The organism is Parabacteroides sp. 20_3 (assembly GCF_964238835.1).
GTDB lineage: Bacteria > Bacteroidota > Bacteroidia > Bacteroidales > Tannerellaceae > Parabacteroides > Parabacteroides distasonis.
On record NZ_CAXSNO010000002.1, the window covers coordinates 93,242 to 111,591 of the forward strand.

Annotated in this window: 18 protein-coding genes; all 18 read right to left on the reverse strand. The window is 46.0% G+C overall.

Translation table 11 applies throughout. The features are described 5' to 3' along the window. Positions 1–145 precede the first annotated feature (145 nt). A complete protein-coding gene (locus ACESPU_RS04210) occupies positions 146–1,666 on the reverse strand; it encodes an MBOAT family protein (protein ID WP_122144678.1) in 1,521 nt (506 codons plus the stop codon). Positions 1,667–1,675: 9 nt separating this feature from the next. Beyond that, positions 1,676–3,007 (reverse strand): GDSL-type esterase/lipase family protein, encoded by a 1,332-nt coding sequence (locus ACESPU_RS04215; protein ID WP_373133153.1) that lies wholly within the window; start codon positions 3,005–3,007, stop codon positions 1,676–1,678. Continuing rightward, positions 2,979–4,427: a hypothetical protein gene (locus tag ACESPU_RS04220; RefSeq protein WP_005857217.1), complete on the reverse strand. Its 1,449-nt coding sequence runs from the start codon at positions 4,425–4,427 to the stop codon at positions 2,979–2,981. Before ACESPU_RS04220 ends, ACESPU_RS04215 begins: the two co-directional genes overlap by 29 nt. Positions 4,428–4,525: 98 nt before the next feature. Next, positions 4,526–5,131: a rhomboid family intramembrane serine protease gene (locus ACESPU_RS04225; protein ID WP_057326542.1), complete on the reverse strand. Its 606-nt coding sequence runs from the start codon at positions 5,129–5,131 to the stop codon at positions 4,526–4,528. A gap of 72 nt (positions 5,132–5,203) precedes the next feature. Next, a complete protein-coding gene (locus ACESPU_RS04230; protein ID WP_005862631.1) occupies positions 5,204–5,968 on the reverse strand; it encodes a hypothetical protein in 765 nt (254 codons plus the stop codon). A 119-nt stretch (positions 5,969–6,087) separates the two neighbouring features. After that, positions 6,088–7,206: a universal stress protein gene (locus tag ACESPU_RS04235; protein WP_005862634.1), complete on the reverse strand. Its 1,119-nt coding sequence runs from the start codon at positions 7,204–7,206 to the stop codon at positions 6,088–6,090. Positions 7,207–7,320: 114 nt separating this feature from the next. Continuing rightward, positions 7,321–7,593: a DNA-binding protein gene (locus ACESPU_RS04240; protein ID WP_373133154.1), complete on the reverse strand. Its 273-nt coding sequence runs from the start codon at positions 7,591–7,593 to the stop codon at positions 7,321–7,323. 139 nt (positions 7,594–7,732) lie between these two features. Beyond that, on the reverse strand, positions 7,733–8,425 hold the full coding sequence (locus ACESPU_RS04245; protein WP_057326541.1) for a phosphatase PAP2 family protein: 693 nt from the start codon (positions 8,423–8,425) through the stop codon (positions 7,733–7,735). Between the two features lie 3 nt (positions 8,426–8,428). Beyond that, positions 8,429–9,196: a tetratricopeptide repeat protein gene (locus ACESPU_RS04250; RefSeq protein WP_005862639.1), complete on the reverse strand. Its 768-nt coding sequence runs from the start codon at positions 9,194–9,196 to the stop codon at positions 8,429–8,431. A gap of 4 nt (positions 9,197–9,200) precedes the next feature. Further along, positions 9,201–11,012: a BatD family protein gene (locus ACESPU_RS04255; protein WP_005862640.1), complete on the reverse strand. Its 1,812-nt coding sequence runs from the start codon at positions 11,010–11,012 to the stop codon at positions 9,201–9,203. A gap of 32 nt (positions 11,013–11,044) precedes the next feature. Continuing rightward, positions 11,045–11,785 (reverse strand): tetratricopeptide repeat protein, encoded by a 741-nt coding sequence (locus ACESPU_RS04260; RefSeq protein ID WP_005862642.1) that lies wholly within the window; start codon positions 11,783–11,785, stop codon positions 11,045–11,047. Between the two features lie 12 nt (positions 11,786–11,797). Continuing rightward, on the reverse strand, positions 11,798–12,817 hold the full coding sequence (locus ACESPU_RS04265; RefSeq protein ID WP_005857235.1) for a VWA domain-containing protein: 1,020 nt from the start codon (positions 12,815–12,817) through the stop codon (positions 11,798–11,800). Between the two features lie 13 nt (positions 12,818–12,830). Further along, positions 12,831–13,817 carry a VWA domain-containing protein gene (locus ACESPU_RS04270; RefSeq protein ID WP_005862644.1) on the reverse strand — a complete coding sequence of 329 codons (987 nt, stop codon included), beginning with the start codon at positions 13,815–13,817 and terminating at the stop codon, positions 12,831–12,833. Positions 13,818–13,820: 3 nt separating this feature from the next. Beyond that, a complete protein-coding gene (locus ACESPU_RS04275; protein WP_121962310.1) occupies positions 13,821–14,795 on the reverse strand; it encodes a hypothetical protein in 975 nt (324 codons plus the stop codon). A 9-nt stretch (positions 14,796–14,804) separates the two neighbouring features. Continuing rightward, positions 14,805–15,674: a DUF58 domain-containing protein gene (locus tag ACESPU_RS04280; protein WP_005857241.1), complete on the reverse strand. Its 870-nt coding sequence runs from the start codon at positions 15,672–15,674 to the stop codon at positions 14,805–14,807. Positions 15,675–15,797: 123 nt separating this feature from the next. Continuing rightward, positions 15,798–16,793: a MoxR family ATPase gene (locus ACESPU_RS04285; protein WP_005857243.1), complete on the reverse strand. Its 996-nt coding sequence runs from the start codon at positions 16,791–16,793 to the stop codon at positions 15,798–15,800. A 168-nt stretch (positions 16,794–16,961) separates the two neighbouring features. After that, positions 16,962–18,053, reverse strand: a complete 1,092-nt coding sequence (locus tag ACESPU_RS04290; RefSeq protein ID WP_005857245.1) for an HU family DNA-binding protein — start codon at positions 18,051–18,053, stop codon at positions 16,962–16,964. Further along, positions 18,046–18,336 carry an HU family DNA-binding protein gene (locus ACESPU_RS04295; RefSeq protein ID WP_008778384.1) on the reverse strand — a complete coding sequence of 97 codons (291 nt, stop codon included), beginning with the start codon at positions 18,334–18,336 and terminating at the stop codon, positions 18,046–18,048. The genes ACESPU_RS04290 and ACESPU_RS04295 overlap by 8 nt, the downstream gene beginning before the upstream one ends. Positions 18,337–18,350: the final 14 nt, after the last annotated feature.

Sequence of the window (18,350 nt, forward strand, 5' to 3'; positions counted from 1 at the left end):
CTTCGCCAGTGAACCTAAGATACTTCAGTAATGAACCTAAGATACTTTGCCTATGAAATCAGTATCGGCGTAGCCTTACGGCACTAGTGGTGTAGGGTTGTGCCTATACTGGCATGAGGCTATGCCGATATATGTATTTGTCCCCTTAGAATTGGAAATAAATAAACGGCTGCACTCCCGCACTCTTAAACTGAACAACAATGAAAATCGCTATCGCCAATATAGCGGCCTGTATCAATAAAGGGGAACGAGTCACGATTTCCCTCAAGACATCCTCAGAGCGTTTAGGCATAAAATGCAGTACATAACCGATTACCATCAACGCAAACACCCCTTTATATCCTGAGACGAATTGCATGAACACCTCCGGATGAAAATTCGTGAAGATCTGGCGAAGCATCTCTCCCACGGCCTTCATCGAGGTAGCCCGGAACAAGATCCATCCGAAACAAACCACATGGAAAGTAATCAGGACACCTAATACCCGTCGCCAAGGCTTCATCTCGCATCCTAAGGCCTTAAAGCTACTGAAATGCCCCATGATGAACTTATGCGCAGCCAAAGCTATACCATGTAAGGCTCCCCATAAGATGAAACTAATGGAAGCCCCATGCCATAACCCGCCTAGCAGCATCGTTATCATCAGATTCATATAGGTACGAATCTTCCCCTTCCGGTTCCCCCCTAAGGATATATACAGATAATCTTTTAACCAAGAGGAAAGGGAAATATGCCAACGACGCCAAAACTCGGTAATCGTAGCCGATTGGTAGGGAGAGTCGAAGTTTATATTAAAGCGGAATCCCAACAACAGAGCGATACCGATCGCCATATCCGAATAACCCGAGAAGTCACAATAAATCTGTAGCGCATACCCATAGACACCCAACAGATTCTCCACACCCGTATAAAGCAACGGAGCGTCAAAAATACGATCTACGAAATTCATACTGATATAATCCGAGATAACCGTTTTCTTGAAAAGACCACATAAGATAAGGAACAATCCCTCACCAAACTCAGATCGCATCACCGTAGGATTCTTATACATTTGAGGGATAAAATCCCGGGCACGAACGATTGGCCCGGCAACCAGTTGAGGAAAGAACGATACATAGAAAACATAATCGATCCAACGGCCGAGAGGTTGGATTCGTCCCCGATAAACATCTATCACATAGCTTATACTCTGGAAGGTAAAGAAAGAGATTCCTACCGGAAGGAAGATGTTCATCTTAAGCCATTCTCCCCCGGCGGCCATAGTAAACAGTTCGCCTAGGAAATTGAAATACTTGAAATACCCCAGCATACCTAGGTTTATGCAAAGACTAAGCGTAACGAATAATTTACGTTTTAATACCGATGTCGTATGCGAGATACATTGCGCTATCAAGAAATCGGAAGTAGCCGTAAATACCAGCAGCCCGAACCAAAGTCCACTACTTTTATAATAGAAATAAAGGGAAAACAGTGTCACGTAAATAATGCGAGCCAACGTATGTTTCCTTAGCGACATATAAATCATCAGGAAACCGATAAATAAGAAGAAGAACAACCCGCTACTAAACAAGATCGGGGCATTATGATGATACGTCAGGATATCTCCCAGTTTCTCCCACGTGAATTGATGATTACTAAGCCAATCTCTAAGTATATTATATTCCATATAAGATTCTTATCGGTTATTATATGATTCCATGAACGCCCTAAACAAAAGCGTTCCTTGTTCTTGATACCCTTCTTTCGTAAAGTGAATCCGATCCCGTCCCATCAAACGAGAACTATGCCATTTGCGGCACGAGTTTTTCCCTCCTGTCGTAGTGAATAAATCCCAGCAAGCGACCTCTTCTTTCTTCGCTACATTCCGGATAGCACGGGCAGCCCGCTCGGTATTATCATTACGCACATACGTTCGCTGCTTATTGACTCGCACCCTTTTGTAACATTCCGGAGGAGTCGTCAGTAAGATCGCCGTATTCGGCAGCTCCTTCTTGACGATCGCCAAGAAAGCCTCTATCTGGCCGGAAAACTCATCGGTATTAAAACGTCTGCCGAATGTCTCGTTGGTTCCCATAGAGATGATTAGTAAGGACGGTTTTAATAAAGCCAACTGACGTATATAAGCCTCGTCCGTATAATTCACATACATCGCCCCATTCACTCCGATGGAATGGTATAAGATACCCCTGCCTCCATTCTTCAGTGTCAGGCCATAATATAAATTCGTAAAGGATGAGGCCGGTCGCAATGTATTCGTGCCCTCTTTCCGTCTCGTACTCTGCAATTGTAGAGTATCGGTCAAGCAGGAGATCCGGAAAGTGTCGGCTAATACACCAGGAACACATACGGTATCCGCACGGAATGTTTGGACCGAGTCTTTCAAAGCCCCGGCAGGAAGCATGGGCATCGACTTCTCCCCTCTATATAAAATCGCCTCATTAAACTCGTATCCGGCACCATTATTCGGAGTTATCACGACATCAAAATTAATCGAGGGGGAAACAGACTTAATCCCGATCCCACCGATCCCTATCGGGGTTTTCCGGACATGCTGAATACAACGTCCGGCAATCCAATCCTTAGCGACGGATTTGATAAAGTAATCATCCGGCTCGTTGGTCTTGCTCAACTTAAAAGGAGCGATCCAGCCTCGTCCGGCATTCCCGAACGCCTGTTGGAAAAGGCGCATGACACGACCGCTTAAATGTCCGGCTTGGATATGCGAATCCCCCAACTGAACGATCGTGATAGCCGTATCTTTCCCTGCACGCAACGAATCCAGTTCATTGAAAAAATTATTCCACGCCTTACTAGAATCCGGTAAGATCAACGTATCTTTTCCCACTTTCATAGAATAAGATAAAGGAGGCAACGCTACAGTATCCCGAACCGCCAAACTATCAAGAGATACATCCCCGTTTATTCCGGCTTTAGGTTTCGGAACAGAGAAGTCCATGATCACTCCTAAAACAACCAGACTAATTAACCACTTTCTCCGCTTCATCATAAAAATCTTTTTCTGATAATAACGCTTTCAGCAAGGCATCGGCAATCTCCCGTCCACCCCTAAAGCTTAAATGCGTATAATCCTTACTAGCCCAGTTTAATTCTACGAAACGGACCATACTGTTCTCTCCTCCCATAGCACCGAATACATTCCAGAAAGGAACCCCTGCCTTTTTAGCGGCTTGCCTTTGCGCATGCAGCAAGGCTAACACGGCCGGCATCGTCTCGAATTCCCCATCGTCTTGACGGCTTCTGTCCGACACCCCCAACATCAATATATCAGCTTCCGGAAAACAAAGTTGTATATGGTTAATGACCTTTACCATCCGGCTACTATACCATCCATAATTCATCACGCTATCGCTCACGACATTCAACCCATACTGCAAGACAATCAAGTCATACGGACGGATCTTATTCAATGCTTGGCAACGGGAGACATCCAATCGCTCCAATATCATACCCGAGTTTCCCCGAAGAGAGAAATTATCGACCACGACACCTGAATGATCCTCCATAGCGACCCCTAATGCCCGGAACTCCGGAGTATTCTTAAAAGTGAAATCCGCTTCGGTGAACATCCCTTCCAACTCGTATTGGGTTACGATCGATGTGGCGGGAAGCATCTCTTGTAGGGTATCGGCGGAAGCGTTGCAAACCAAGCGCATCTCCGTATTCTTATTCTGCTCATAAATCAGTTTCAAAGAAGAGAACGTCTGAAGCTCCGGATAACGCTTAGTCGTCTTCACATGGATGGAGGCGTTCTCCTCGTTTGCCTCGAACATCATCCCAGATAAAGTATATCCATGCTCATGATCCGTCAGCATAGACCAAGTAGTCCATCCGGAGGCACGTTGCTCCACGGTTGGACGGAACTGTGCCGCTACGGATGTGACCGGTACAAAACCAACACCCCGCCCCCCAAATTCCTTCTGCATCCCGGAACGGAAATCGGCCACCATAATATCTCCTTCGATAAAAGAATCTCCAAGGAAGGCCACACGTACCGGACGATTCAATTCCCGCCTGTTTTTTAAGGCGGCGAAGAATCGTTGCAAACCGATATGTCCAAGAGAATAGTCCTCGATATGAGCCCCCAGCGAATCCGCCCCTTGAACAGCATAGACCGCTTTGTATAACGAATCACGAAGGGCCAAAGCCGCTGAATCTATTCCGGCGGAACGCATGATAGAATCCCTTAATGCTACCGAATCTACTTGAAGGGTGTCCGCTTGTTCCAATTGTTGTTTCAAAGAATCCAAGGAGAGCTTTTCCTCTTTCACCTTGAAATCCGATAAAAGATCTACCTTTTTGATCTTATACCCGAACAATGTATCCGGAAGGCTATATAAACCAAAGCTCATCAACAACGTCAGCGACAGTAACGCTAACACTCTACCCAAATTATTATCTTTGTTCATCTAACTTTTGCTTATAAGGGGACAAAGATAGACAAGTTTACCTACCCGGAAATAATCTTCGGACAAAAAATAACCTTAAATTATCCGTTCAGGGTGGATCATCCCTTAAACGTAAGTTGAGACAAAAAGAGATGCAATAACGAAGGCTCCAGCAGCATTGGGAAAATCAATCCATAAATAGCCCCGTAGAAATGGGCATTATGATTTATGTTATCTCCTGTTTGTTTCGCCATATACTGGCAATAGGCCAGATATAGCAAGCCGAATACGATTCCGGGGACAGGCAGTACGGCGAAAAACAAGATCTTTCCCCAAGGATCAAGGAATATAGAGGTAAATAGAACCGCCGATACCGCTCCAGACGCACCGATAGAGACATAATACGGATCATTACGTCGTTTTATCAAATCATAAAGCGAAGCTACGATCATTCCCCCGAAATAAAGAGCCAGATAAGCCCCACTGCCGAATCCCATATATCGAAACGTTCGTTCAATATAGAGACCAAATGACCAGAACGTGAACACATTCACTAGCAAATGTGTCATATCCGCATGGATAAATCCATGTGTCACGATACGATAATATTCATGATTCCGGATCGTACGATATGGGATAAACGCTAATTTCATAAATAACTCCCTATTACTAAAACAGATAAAAGAGAGAATCACTGTTATTCCAATAATTAAATAAGTAATCATATATTCTATTATTTTTCTGATGAGCCACAAAGCAAAGCATAAATTCCGGTTTATACAAATATCAGGTATATATTATCTAAGCCAAAGGAAAAACAAGAATCCCCAAAGAAAAACAGATAACAGTAAAACCAAAGGCTTCAAAACTTTATCGCAAAAATAGCTCCTTACTTTCTTTCGATCAGGAATATTTTCCACTGCGATAACACGATTCACCTTATTCGTCCTATCAAAATAGGAAGAATATAGAATCAATATATAAAAACCGAATATTTGCAAAAGAAATAGGATGGAGACTAATGGCTTTTCATATCTTTTCTGTTTCTCTTCTATTTTGAATTGCTTTAAATCAATCTCTTTTATAACCCGAATCAATGTTTTCTTTTCTTCCAATATTAAAGAATCTAGATTCTCTGAAAAAGAAGAATCTAGACTTTTTAAATTCTCATAGTACCGGACCATACTATCAATTCTATTTCTTTCTGTATTCAAAGAACTCAATTTCATACTTTCAGCAGTCATATCTATATATGATATAGAAAAAGGGAAAAGTAAGAAAGCTAAAGACAACACATTACCACTAATAACAACAAATGTTTTATTCAAGCCTCTGTTTAGTTCCTTCCAAAAAATATTTGTCAAAAAAAACACACTAAGCTGTATAATACAAGCAATACATAAAGTACGTATGGTATACCCCACTAATTGCAGCCAATTCTCCATCGCTTCTACATCTACAGTAATACCAAAGAGGGTCACCGCATAAATCAATGTTATAACCATCATTAATCTATGTTCTTTCTTTAATCCAAGTACCAGATCAAACATTCTTTCCCACATACTATCCTTATATTTTTTCGCCAAAGATACAAAGATTGCTTTAAGCACATGGTATATAATAAAAAAGTGGATAAGCCTTTTCTCATATCCACTTTTTTATTTGTTACTTGAATAAGAAGCTACTTCTTGCTATCGATTACCAATAACGGAGTATCGGTGTGGAATAACATTTTTCTCGCGATCGAAGGATTGAACATTCGGGCTAGGATATTACGGCGATATGTGCTTAGGGCTATAACATCAATTTGTTTATCACGAACAAATTTCTCGATGGCTAACAGCAAGTCACCATCGGCAAGCACCGTATGGGAAATATGGGCATGTGGATATTGTTTCTTGAAATATTCACGGACGCCTGTCAAACGAATCTCATTCCATTCATCTTTGCTGGTAGAGATATTGAATAGATGAATATTAAAATCAAAACCTTTGATGATTTCCATGAACTCGTCGAAAGCAACCAAATCTCTCTGGTTAAACGATGTAGCGAAAGCGATATTCTTAGCGTCTCTCAAATCCGTGAAAGGAACATTCTCCGGTATCGCCAATACAGGAACCCGGTTTACCTCGATTACCTCTCCGGTCACGCTACCGATCAGATCCATATCTTTTTGGCTCTTACCTCTCGTTCCCATCACGATCAATGTCGGATGATACTCCTTGCTATAGGCGATGATCTCCTCTTCCGGCAAGCCTTCACGTAATACATAATCGTATTTTACCTTTGGCAATTCGCCAGAGGACATCTTCCGGTTGATATGCGTACAAATATTCTCCATATCGATACGGACACGTTGTAAGATATGCTGTACGGATTCCTCCTCATTTACTTGGTAAGCTAATGTATCTCCCATCGGGATAGCAGATGGAAAATAGGGGCTGAAATAGGCGTGCATGATCATCACCTCCGCACCTACCGCATGAGCGTAATTAATTCCCAACTCACAAGCCTTGGCGGAATAATCCGAGAAATCAATCGGGATCAGCACTTTCTTGACCGCATTAACCTTCGCTTCTTCCTCCTTTGGTTCCTCAAACCACTTATTGTCTTCAATAATGCGTAAAGCATGCGGTAAATCACTCTCCTTAATACGCACACGTACTCCTGCCGAAACGACGGGCTGGATCTGGTTTACATTATGTATATAGACCTCTATGCCTTCTGTTTCGAGGATTGTCTTGAGAATCTGGGCTTTCTCGAACGTGTGGATAGCCAATGTCACTAATTTATCTTCCATACTCAATACATTTTTATAGATGAAACAATCGGGATTTATGAATTGTTGAATATAAAAAAATCCCAAAGCGTTCTTTCATTTAGCTATGGGATTTTTTATACGAATGAATTTCTCTTACGCTTTCTGTGCTTTGGCATCCTGACTCTCGGCCAGTATCTGCAAAGCACGCTCGAAAATAGTCGTATCATCTAAAACAACCAACCCTCCGTCTGGACCGGGCTCGATATGGAAACCACAACTCCGTCCATCTTGAAAATTATGTCCACCGAAATAGTTACGAACTGTCTCTACCTTTAATCCCAGCTCATCGGCGATGCGTTGTGTACTTCCGTCAGGTAACGAATCTTTAATTCTTCTCAGTTCGTTAAATGTAATCGTCTTTGTCATGGCTTTCTTATTTTGAAGGTTAATACTTTTGTTTAATATTATGGCACTAACTTAGTCATTTAATAGCATTGAAACAAATTATTATTGAGAAAATCAGCTGAAAACAAATATGCTTTACGACATACTCAACCAAACTCTCTTATCTAAAGCATGATACCAATTGCTCATTAAATAGAGCTATTAAAAGGATGGTCAACCAAATCGCATAGGTGATCAAACGTTTCCGGGTATCCGAGTAAATGGCCTCCGGACGTACCCAAGAATCTACCGGAATCAATTTAGGCCTTATATAGAGGTATAACAGATATACAAGATACCCGAATAGCAGACCGGATAAAGCTCCCGGAATAATATCCGTGATAAAATGCACTCCTAAATAAATACGAGTATAGGAAGTCAAAATCGCCCAAAAGAAAATAGTCCATCCAAATAGCTTATTCCGGAAGATCAGCGCCATCAAGGTAGCGAAACCGAAAGCGTTCGCCGCATGGCTGGAGATAAATCCATACATACCTCCCCGATAACCGAACACCACCTTTACCTGATCCATAAAATCAGGGTGATGAGTCGGACGGAAACGGGTGAAGATGGGCTTACAAACATGCGAAGCGAACTGGTCGCATAGCGTGATCGTCAAGACTATGGCCAATAAGATCAACAACCACTCCTTCCAGTTCTTCTTATAGCACAATACCACCAATATAAAAAAGGCTAACGGTAGCCAAACCGCCTTGCCTGAATAGATCCACATAAAGCGATCTAAAAAAGCGGAGTCGCTACCGTTAAGCATAAAGAACGCATCACGTTCCCAAACCAATAATTGTTCTAGCATGTATCAGATTTTTTCTATGTCTTTACTAGGCATCCATCCTACGTTCCCGTCCTCAAGCTCGATCTCGCTCCATTCGCCAAGCGTACTCTTCACGGTCACGTTCGTTCCCTCGTGTAATACGAAAAGATCCGTACCACTAGCGTCGGGCGAGCTTTTCACCGTAACGGTCGGGGCGAATACGATGGCATGTTTACGGTTTATCATCTCATCCTTCTGGTCGCTGGCGAATATATTGGCAAAAACAACCATGATAATAAATAGGATACCCAAATAGAAACCGATCTTCTTCAAGCGTACCCAACGGGAGAAAAAGAACAAGATCAAGCAACCGATAAACAACAGGAAGCACACGATACCAGTCTTCGCCCAAGAGTCTGCGGAACCGAGGTTCTCCACGCTCTTAAACCATTTGACCAAGAAAAAATCACCAACCGGCTCAATCTTATCGATCGTCTTCTGACGGGCCATCTGTAAATTGAAGCGAGCATCGCTATCACCCGGATCCAGCAGAAGACAACGTTCGTAGTTCAATATAGCCGGAGCGATCTTACCCGCCTTATAATAGGCATTTCCCAAATTATAATAAACGGCGGCAGACTCACCATTGCTCTTCAAGATTCCCTCATATAGCTCGATCGCCTTCGCATAATCTTCTTTCGTGTAAGCGACCTCGGCCTCCTTCAAGGCGGTATCTTGCGCATAAGCAGATCCTATCAGACATAGAGTCAATAAGAAAAACAATACCTTTCTTAAATTTATAGTCATCTTCATCTTCTTACTTTTTAATTGTATTCTCCATTTTACCAATAGCGTCTACCGTCAGCTCATACAGCTTATCCATAGCGTCTGACGCTTGGGACGGAGCGTAACGAGCGAACTCACAAGTATTCAAGATATCCATGAACTCATTCGTCAAGGATTCGTCTACACCGTATTTAGCCAATTCTGTCTCTACGTTATCCTTGGTCAGATCGGATTGCGGGATACTCAGCTTATCGCTCAAATAGCCCCACAACGCACGCAGTACCTCGTCGTAGAATTCTTCCTTCTTGTTCTCTTTCATCAGCTTGCCGGCGTTCTTCAGACGTCTAACCGCCATCTTGTTCGCCTTCTTGGTACGAACCAAGGCGATGTCGGCGTTTTCCTTCACCTGCTTACGATAAATAAAGAAGAATACGATAAACAAGATAGCCGGTACGATATAGCAAAGATAATACATAAAGGAACCGAAGAATATACCATCACCTCCCTCGATAAAGGAGAAGCCTTTCGTCTTTAGGTAACGGATATCCTTGCCTAAGTATTTCACGCTCTCTTTATTACTGAAGTTCGATACGACCGGGGAAGAACCGCTACCGCCCTTGCCTTGCTCCACATGCAACTTATAAGGCTCGGACTTGATGGTCTTGTACGAACCGGACTTGATATCGAAATAGGAGAAAGCGATCGCCGGGATCTCGAAATCACCCGCGTAACGGGGTATCGCCATATATTCGATCGTCTTGCTTCCACTGACACCGGCAGTCGTGGTCTTGATGTCCATCTCTACTTTTGGGTCGTAGACATCGAAATCGTTCGGGAAAACCACTTCCGGGTTCTTCACCAACTTCACGTTTCCGTTACCCGTGATTTTCACCTTTATGGTTACAGCCTCGTCTGTCTTGACGTTGTTCGAGCTGATATCAGCCGTCATGGAGAACGTACCTACGGCACCGGAGAAAGAAGCGGGCTTACCGGAGGGCAAAGGCTTCACGTCGATAGTAACCGGAGAGGTGGTCAACACCTTGCTCACATCCCGATACGAGTCGAAGAAGCTATCGAAGATACTACCGCCACCCGCTTGTTGCATACGGACCTTCACCACGGCGTCGAACTTGCCACTACTGATCGTAATCTTTCCAGAGCGTTGCGGATACAGGATCACTTGACGCATCACGGCCGACTGGTAGTTACGTCCGTTGTAGTTTTCCAAGGTCAGTTGTTTCTCTTGCGGAAGCTCGATCTCTTGCACAAGAAAACCCTCAAACTCAGGATACTTCAAGCCAGTAATTGCGAAGTTCTCTAAGGAATAGACCTTGAAAGTCACCAAGAAACCTTCTTGCTCGAACACGCTTCGTTTGGATACGTCCATCTTCACGAACAGCCGATCGTTAGAGATCGCCCCGCTCGCCGTCGTTGTCTCCGCCTCTTGCTTACCCGCCTTATCAGCCGGAAGCACCTTGATGGCCAAGCCATTCGATGTATAATTAGAGCCGTTCACCTTGATCGTTGCCGGAGCTATATTAAACGTACCTTCCTTCTTCGGCATCAAGACATACGTATACGTAACGGTTGTCTCGCTGGTACTCTTCCCGTTCACCCAGCTACTGCTATAGGAGGTGGATTGGGAGGGACCCATTAATACGTCAAAGTCTGGCATCTCCTGCACTCTCAAATCCTTGCCTTCGGCATTGACGGTGAAAGTCAAGCGAAACTGCTCTCCCATTACCACCGCTTGGGGCGCCGAGGCTTTGAAGGTCACATCCGCGGCCTTTGTCGCCACCCCTACCGTTAACATCAGGATGAATAAGAAAATTAATTTCCTCATTGTGTATCTCATTTTTTCGTTAATTATCCAGTTTACCACTCCTTCTCGGTCTTCCGGCGTTGTTGCTGCTGCATCTGCGCCTTCTTCACCTTCTCTTGGGTGTCTTTCTCGTCTTGCAGGAAGGCGTCCAACATCTGCTGGGCATTGTCCTTGCTCATTTGCTCGTTGGATTGCTGTTGCTCTTGGGTCTTATCCTGCTTCTGGTCGTCTTGCGGCTGTTGTTGTTGCTGTTGCTGCTGATCGTCCTTCTGATCCTTGTTCTCCTGCTTGTCGTCGTTCTGTTGATCTTGGCTCTGATCCTGATTCTGCTGATCCGACAGCAGTTTCTGGGCCAAGGCCAAGTTATAACGGGTCTCGTCATCTTTCGGGTTCAAGCGAAGCGATTGCTTATACACCTCCACGGCCTTGCCGTAATCCTTGTTCTGCATGAAGATATTCCCCATATTATGATACACCTCCGACAAGCGTGCCTTCCCTTCCGGCGTAGCCACCATCTTCTCCCCTTGCCCGGCGATCAATTGATATTGCTCGGCGGCCTCGGGGAACTTGCCTTGCTTGTATAGGGAGTTTCCCAGATTATAGGTTCCTTCCGTAGAGCGGGGATTCACCTCCAAGCTCTTGCGATAAGCGATCTCGGACTCGGTGTATTTCTCGCTCTCATAAAGCTTATTCCCCTCACGCACGTTCTTCCGTTCCGCTTTCTGGGCAGAGACCGCCCCAGCGCTGAGCGCCAAGACCGATACCCATATCATAGATTTATATATACGTCTCATCACTTCGTCGAATTAAGAGAATAATTTTACTTTCCTAAATATACGGTTCTTACGATCCAAGGTCATGAAATCGGCGATCAAGAGGAACAAAGCTATCCAAGCGAAAATCTGGAACTGCTCGTCATACTCGGAATAAACCTTGCTATCCAGCTCCGTCTTATTCATTTTCTCGATTTCCTTCTGAAGGGCTTTCAAGGCAGAGTTCGTATTGTCCGCACGCACATACATACCGTTTCCGGCGGCGGCGATCTCTTGACCCATCTGCTCGTTCAGTTTCGTGATCACCACGTTTCCATCCTTATCCTTCATATAATTATTGCTTCCTTGGATGGGGATCGGAGAACCTTTCGGATCACCCATTCCCACGATGTTCACGTGGATGCCCTTCTCGGCGGCGGCTTTGGCGGCACCGATAGCGTCGTCCTCATGGTTCTCGCCGTCGGTGATCAAGATAATCGCCTTATCGGTCGTCTCGTCCGGGGTAAAGGAACGGGCGGCCAAGTTGATGGCGGCACCGATCGCCGTACCTTGCGTAGAGACCATCGACGGGTTGATAGAGGACAAGAACATCTTGGCGGAGATATAATCCGAGGTGATCGGCAACTGCGTGAAAGCGTCGCCGGCGAACACGATCAAACCTACCTTATCATTCGTAAAGCCGTCCGTCAATCGGGATAGCATCTGTTTGGCTTTATCCAAACGGTTGGGCGACACGTCCTCGGCCAACATGGAGTTGGATACGTCCAGACACACCATGATCTCTACTCCCTGACGCTTCACCGTCTCCAGTTTCGAGCCGAATTGAGGCCCCGCTATAATAAAGATAACCATGGTAATGGCTCCGAACAACAGCCAAAACTTCAGATGCTGGCGCTTGGTCGATACCTCGGGCATCAACTCGGCCAACAACGTAGGGTTACCGTATTTCTTTATCGCTTTCTTCTTCACGATCATGGCGTACACGTAGAACGCCACCAACGCCGGAAGGAGAAAAAGCAAATATAAAAAGTCCGGATGCGCAAATCGAAACATAAGCCTTTTATCTTTATGGTATATTTCTCAACAATGTATTTCTCAATAAGATCTCCACCAGCAACAAGGCGAACACCAGCAAGGCCCAGTTCTTATACTCCTCCTGCTTCTTGCTGTACTCCTGTACGCTGATCTTGGTCTTCTCCATCTGGTCGATCTCGGAATAGATCTCCTTCAGGCTGGCGTTGTCCGTAGCACGGAAATATTGCCCGCCCGTGGTAGAGGCGATCTGCTTCAACGTAGCCTCGTCGATCTCTACCGGTATATTCTGGTACTGCACGCCGAAAGCGGTCTGGAACGGATACGGCGCCATGCCTTTCGTTCCGACTCCGATCGTATAGACACGCACGCCGAACGTCTTGGCGATCTCGGCGGCGGTAACCGGAGCGATCTCGCCGGCGTTGTTCGAACCATCGGTCAGAAGGATGATCACCTTCGACTTAGCGTGGCTGTCCTTAATACGGCTCACGGCATTCGCCAAGCCCAACCCGATAGCCGTTCCGTCTTGGATCATACCGCTTTGGATATCCTTGAAGAGATTCAGCAAGACCGTATGATCGGTTGTCAACGGGCATTGCGTAAAGCTCTCGGCAGAAAAGACCACGAGACCGATGTTATCGTTCGGACGGCCGTTGATGAACGACGCAGCCACATCCTTCGCTGCCTCCAAGCGGTTCGGTTTCAAGTCTTGCGCCAGCATACTACCCGAGATATCCATCGCCAACATGATATCGATACCTTCCGTGGAAGAATTAGACCAACTATTCGTGGATTGCGGACGGGCCAAGATCACGATCAGCAACGCTACCGCTACCATACGCAACACGAAAGGCACGTGACGCAAGTACACGATCCATGATGTCGCTCCCGGCGCCTCGAACGCCTCCGACGAGGAGACCTGCAAGCTGGCCTGACTCTTGCTCAGCTTGTAGACGTACCATCCGATCATCGGAATGAGCAACAACAATAAATATAAATAATTAGGATTCGCAAATACCATCTCTTAATCCTTTAAATTAGTTGTATCGTTCGTAGATTCCGGCTCTTGCATCTCCTCCACCTTCGTCTGGTTCACGAACAAATACGCGTTCATCATACTCAAATCATTCTCATCCGGCAGCGGGTTCATCTTGGCGAATTTCACGAAGTCGGCCAATTGCAGAATCTGCCTCAAGTTATCGTACACGCTCTGCGCCTCGGAGTTCTTGCGGATCAGGTCTAAGATCTCTCCGGAAGTCATCTCCATGGCACTGATGCCGAAACGATCCTCGATATACTTACGCAGCGTATCCGTGATCAAGGTGTAATACTCCTTGCTTCGTCCTTGCTGCCAGAGTTTCTGTTGCTTGATCTCGTCCAGTTCCTTGATAGCCTGCTCGTGAGGCGGAAGTTTCGGCTCCTCTTTCTTGAATGGTATCAACGACTTCTTCGCACGGATCCGTTTCACGATATAGGCGATCACGCAAATCAAGAACAGGGCCAGCAAGATCCCGTAAATGATCGGATAATAATCGGCCCATACGAAAGGTGGCTTCCATACGGTCTTGATGTCGTTGAACTCCTCCGGCTTGTCCGCGTTCACGGGAATCGTGGAGACCTTCAAGGCGACTTGGTTGGAATATACGGTATCCACCCCGTCTATCACCTTCAACGGAGGTAACAGATAGAGTGACGAATCAAACGAGGTAATCAATACATCCTGCTTGATAACGAGCCGGTCGTTCTCGATCTCCGTGGAGTCCGCCTTGGAGAGATTCAACACCTCCACACCCGTCATCAAGGTATCGTTCGGGATCACGATCTGCACAGGGCGATCCTTATCCGCCGTTACCGTAAGGTGCAAGGTAGTCTGCTCTCCGATCAATATGGCGGCCGAGTCGATAGCGACATCGATCAACGGCCTTTGCGCATATGCCCTTCCCCCCACGAGGGAAGCGGCGGCGACCAGAAACAGGATACTTTTCTTTATCAATTTCATCTGCTTGCTTTAATTACGTTTGTCAAAAAGAGCAATCAATGCTTTCACATAATCATCCTCGGTACGGACAGAGACGGAGTCTACACGGCATTTCTTGAACGTATCGCTCATCTTCGCCTGCCGTTTCTCCCACCATTCCTTATAGGCCGCACGCACACGGGCGGAGGAACTGTCTATCCATTGCTCCTTCCCGGTCTCGGCGTCCTTGATCTTCATAAGGCCTACGGCGGGAAGCTCGGTCTCACGACGGTCGTACACCTGAATGGCTACCATGTCATGCTTGCGGTTGGCCACCGTCAAGGCGTCCTTGAAACCCTCCTTGTCAATAAAATCGGAGATGAGGAAAGCCGTGCAACGCTTCTTGATGGCGTTGGTCAAGTATTTCAACACTTGGCTGATATCCGTTCTTGTCTCCTCGGGATGGAAATCGATCAGCTCCCGGATAATATAGAGGATATGTTTCTTTCCTTTCTGGGGCGGGATAAACTTCTCGATCTTGTCCGAGAAGAACACCACGCCGATCTTATCGTTGTTCTGTATCGCCGAGAAAGCCAAGGTAGCGGCGATCTCGGTGATCACCTCCTTCTTCATGACGTTGACGGAGCCAAAGTCACGGCTACCGGACACGTCGATCAGCAGCATCACCGTCAGCTCACGCTCCTCCTCGAACACCTTGACGTAGGGGCGGACGTAGCGGGCGGTGACGTTCCAGTCGATATCCCGGATATCATCGCCGTATTGATATTCCCTTACCTCGCTGAACGCCATACCACGGCCCTTGAAAGCCGAATGGTACTGGCCGGCGAAGATGTTACGGGAAAGACCACGGGTCTTTATCTCGATACGGCGGACCTTTTTTAATAATTCACTTGTCTCCACTTGGTAATTGAAAATTGAAAATGAAAAATTGAAAATTTATTGTTGGTAATTGAAGGTTGAGAATTGAAAATTGGCTTGTCTCTTTCGATTAATTTTCAATTTTCAATTCTTAATTTTCAATTCTCAAGGAACTTCTACTTTATTTAGTATCTCGCTGATTACCTCCTCTGAAGTCAAGTTGTTCGCCTCGGCCTCATAACTCAAGCCGATACGATGGCGCATCACGTCGTGGCATACCGCACGGATATCCTCCGGGATCACATAGCCCCTACGCTTGATGAAAGCGTACGCACGGGCGGCCAACGCCAAGTTGATAGACGCACGAGGGGAAGCGCCGAAAGAGATCATGCTCGCCAAGTTCGGCAAACCAGCCTCAGCCGGGAAACGGGTAGCGAAGACGATATCCACGATGTAACGCTCGATCTTCTCGTCCAAATAAACCTCACGAACCACGTTACGGGCGTCGAGGATCTCCTCTTTCGTTAAGATCGGCTTGATCTCCGGACGTTCTCCGGATATATTCTGGCGTATGATCAGTTTCTCCTCCTCCTTCTTCGGGTAATTGATGATCACCTTCAACATGAAACGGTCTACCTGCGCCTCAGGCAACGGGTACGTACCCTCCTGCTCGATCGGGTTCTGGGTAGCCATTACCAAGAAAGGCTTCGGCAACTTGTAGGTATGCTCGCTGATCGTGACCTGACGCTCCTGCATGGCCTCCAACAAGGCACTCTGTACTTTCGCCGGGGCACGGTTGATCTCGTCCGCTAACACAAAATTAGCGAAGATCGGGCCTTGCTTTACCTGGAACTCTTCGCTTTTCTGACTGTAAATCATCGTACCGATCACATCGGCCGGAAGTAAGTCCGGGGTGAACTGGATTCGGCTGTATTTAGCGTCGATCAACGACGACAATGTTTTAATGGCAAGTGTCTTAGCCAAACCCGGCACACCTTCCAACAGGATATGTCCGTCCGAAAGCAAACCGATCAACAAGGATTCAACCAAATGCTTTTGTCCGACGATTACTTTGTCCATACCCATCGTAATCATGTTCACAAACGAGCTTTTACTTTCAATTCGCTCATTCAACTCACGAATGTCTACTGTCTGACTCATAAGATTTATTCTATTATATTGTTATTATATTGTCCCAATTTTACGTTGATTTTTTAGGATGCACAAAATTAGAAATGTTAAATTCGTATCCTTCACTTTTGCAGTTAAATAATACTAACCAACACTTCCTCGTTTTGTTTTATTTTACTTAAAAAAGGGGGATTTCTCTTACTCCCCGGCAAGTATCTCTGTTTGTAGGGCGGCGGCTTTCTCCCGCGACTCACGGCTCTTGGCATCGATGCCATACGATTCCGGTGCGGGTATCTCGATCACGGTACCGATCGGGACGTTGTTCGGGTCTTTTATAACAGCCTTATTATGTTGGTAAATATACACCCAGAATAATTTATTGCCATAATATTCCAAGGCGATCACGGTGAGGCGGTCGCCATGCTTGATCTTCACCTGCCCCAATGGTTTTGGCGCCGGTTCCACATAAGGCTCCGGTTCCGTATGCGGGGTCTTCTCCGCTACCGAGTCCGGATGAAGCATCCAAGCTGATTCTTGAACCGTGTCCTTGGCCGTATTCTTGGCTTCCGTTATCACCTCTTCTTGGGCAGGCGCCGGTTTCCAATTATTTCTTCCCAGATAGAAGAATACAGAGATTACGATTATCAAAAAGGCGACGATCATTAATACCCCCTTTTCCTCCGGTTTCCTACGGGCTTGCTCTTCCGGTCTCTCTGGTATGGGAGATGGCTCCGCGGGCGGTTCCGGTTCCAATCCACGTTCCGGTTCAGATACCGATGACGGCTCCGGATCAAACGCTTGCTCTGGCTCAGGCAATGGTTCAGGTTCAGGTTCTAGTATCGGTTCGGGCTTCTCTTTGGGCTGAGTATTTGCCAAAGGGATTTCCTTATCCGGCATTACCTCCTCCACGGACTCGTCTTCCGTTTCCTTCTCCTCTACGGACTCATCCATGTCCGAGAAATCCACGTTCTCGTTGATCTCTGTCGTCTCAAAGATAGAGAAAGGCTTGTTTACCTGTTCCCGCAGGTCTTTATCCGGCAGGAAAGAGAATTTATAATGTTCGGGGATCAAGAAACGTTCACCGGTATTCACGTGGATACTCTCCCGCTTCTCCACAGAGATAATCTTGAAAGTACCCAAGCCCTTTACTTTTACGATCTTATCCGTATAGACCCCTTCGGATACCACCGAGATAAAATCTCTCAAGAAACGCTCTACCTCTCCTCTGTCCTTGCCGGTACGCTCCGATAATAAACCGGCTAAATCTTGTATATTCAGCCGGTTATTCATGATCACCCAATTCCTTTAAACGATTCTTCACGGTCGTTCCGGGCTTGAACACGGGAACTAATTTAGGGGGAACCAGATATCGCTTCCCGTTCGCCGGATTCACGGAAATACGTTCCGCTTTCTTTTTCACCTCGAACTGGCCGAAGCCTTGCAGATAGATCGTATCGTTATCCACTAATTTCGAACTTACGACGGAACTGAGCGCAGAAAGCATGTCGGATACCTCCTTCGAGGTCCAATCCATGCGATTCGCCAATTCCGTTATAAGTTCCTTGTTTTTCATATCTAATTCCATAA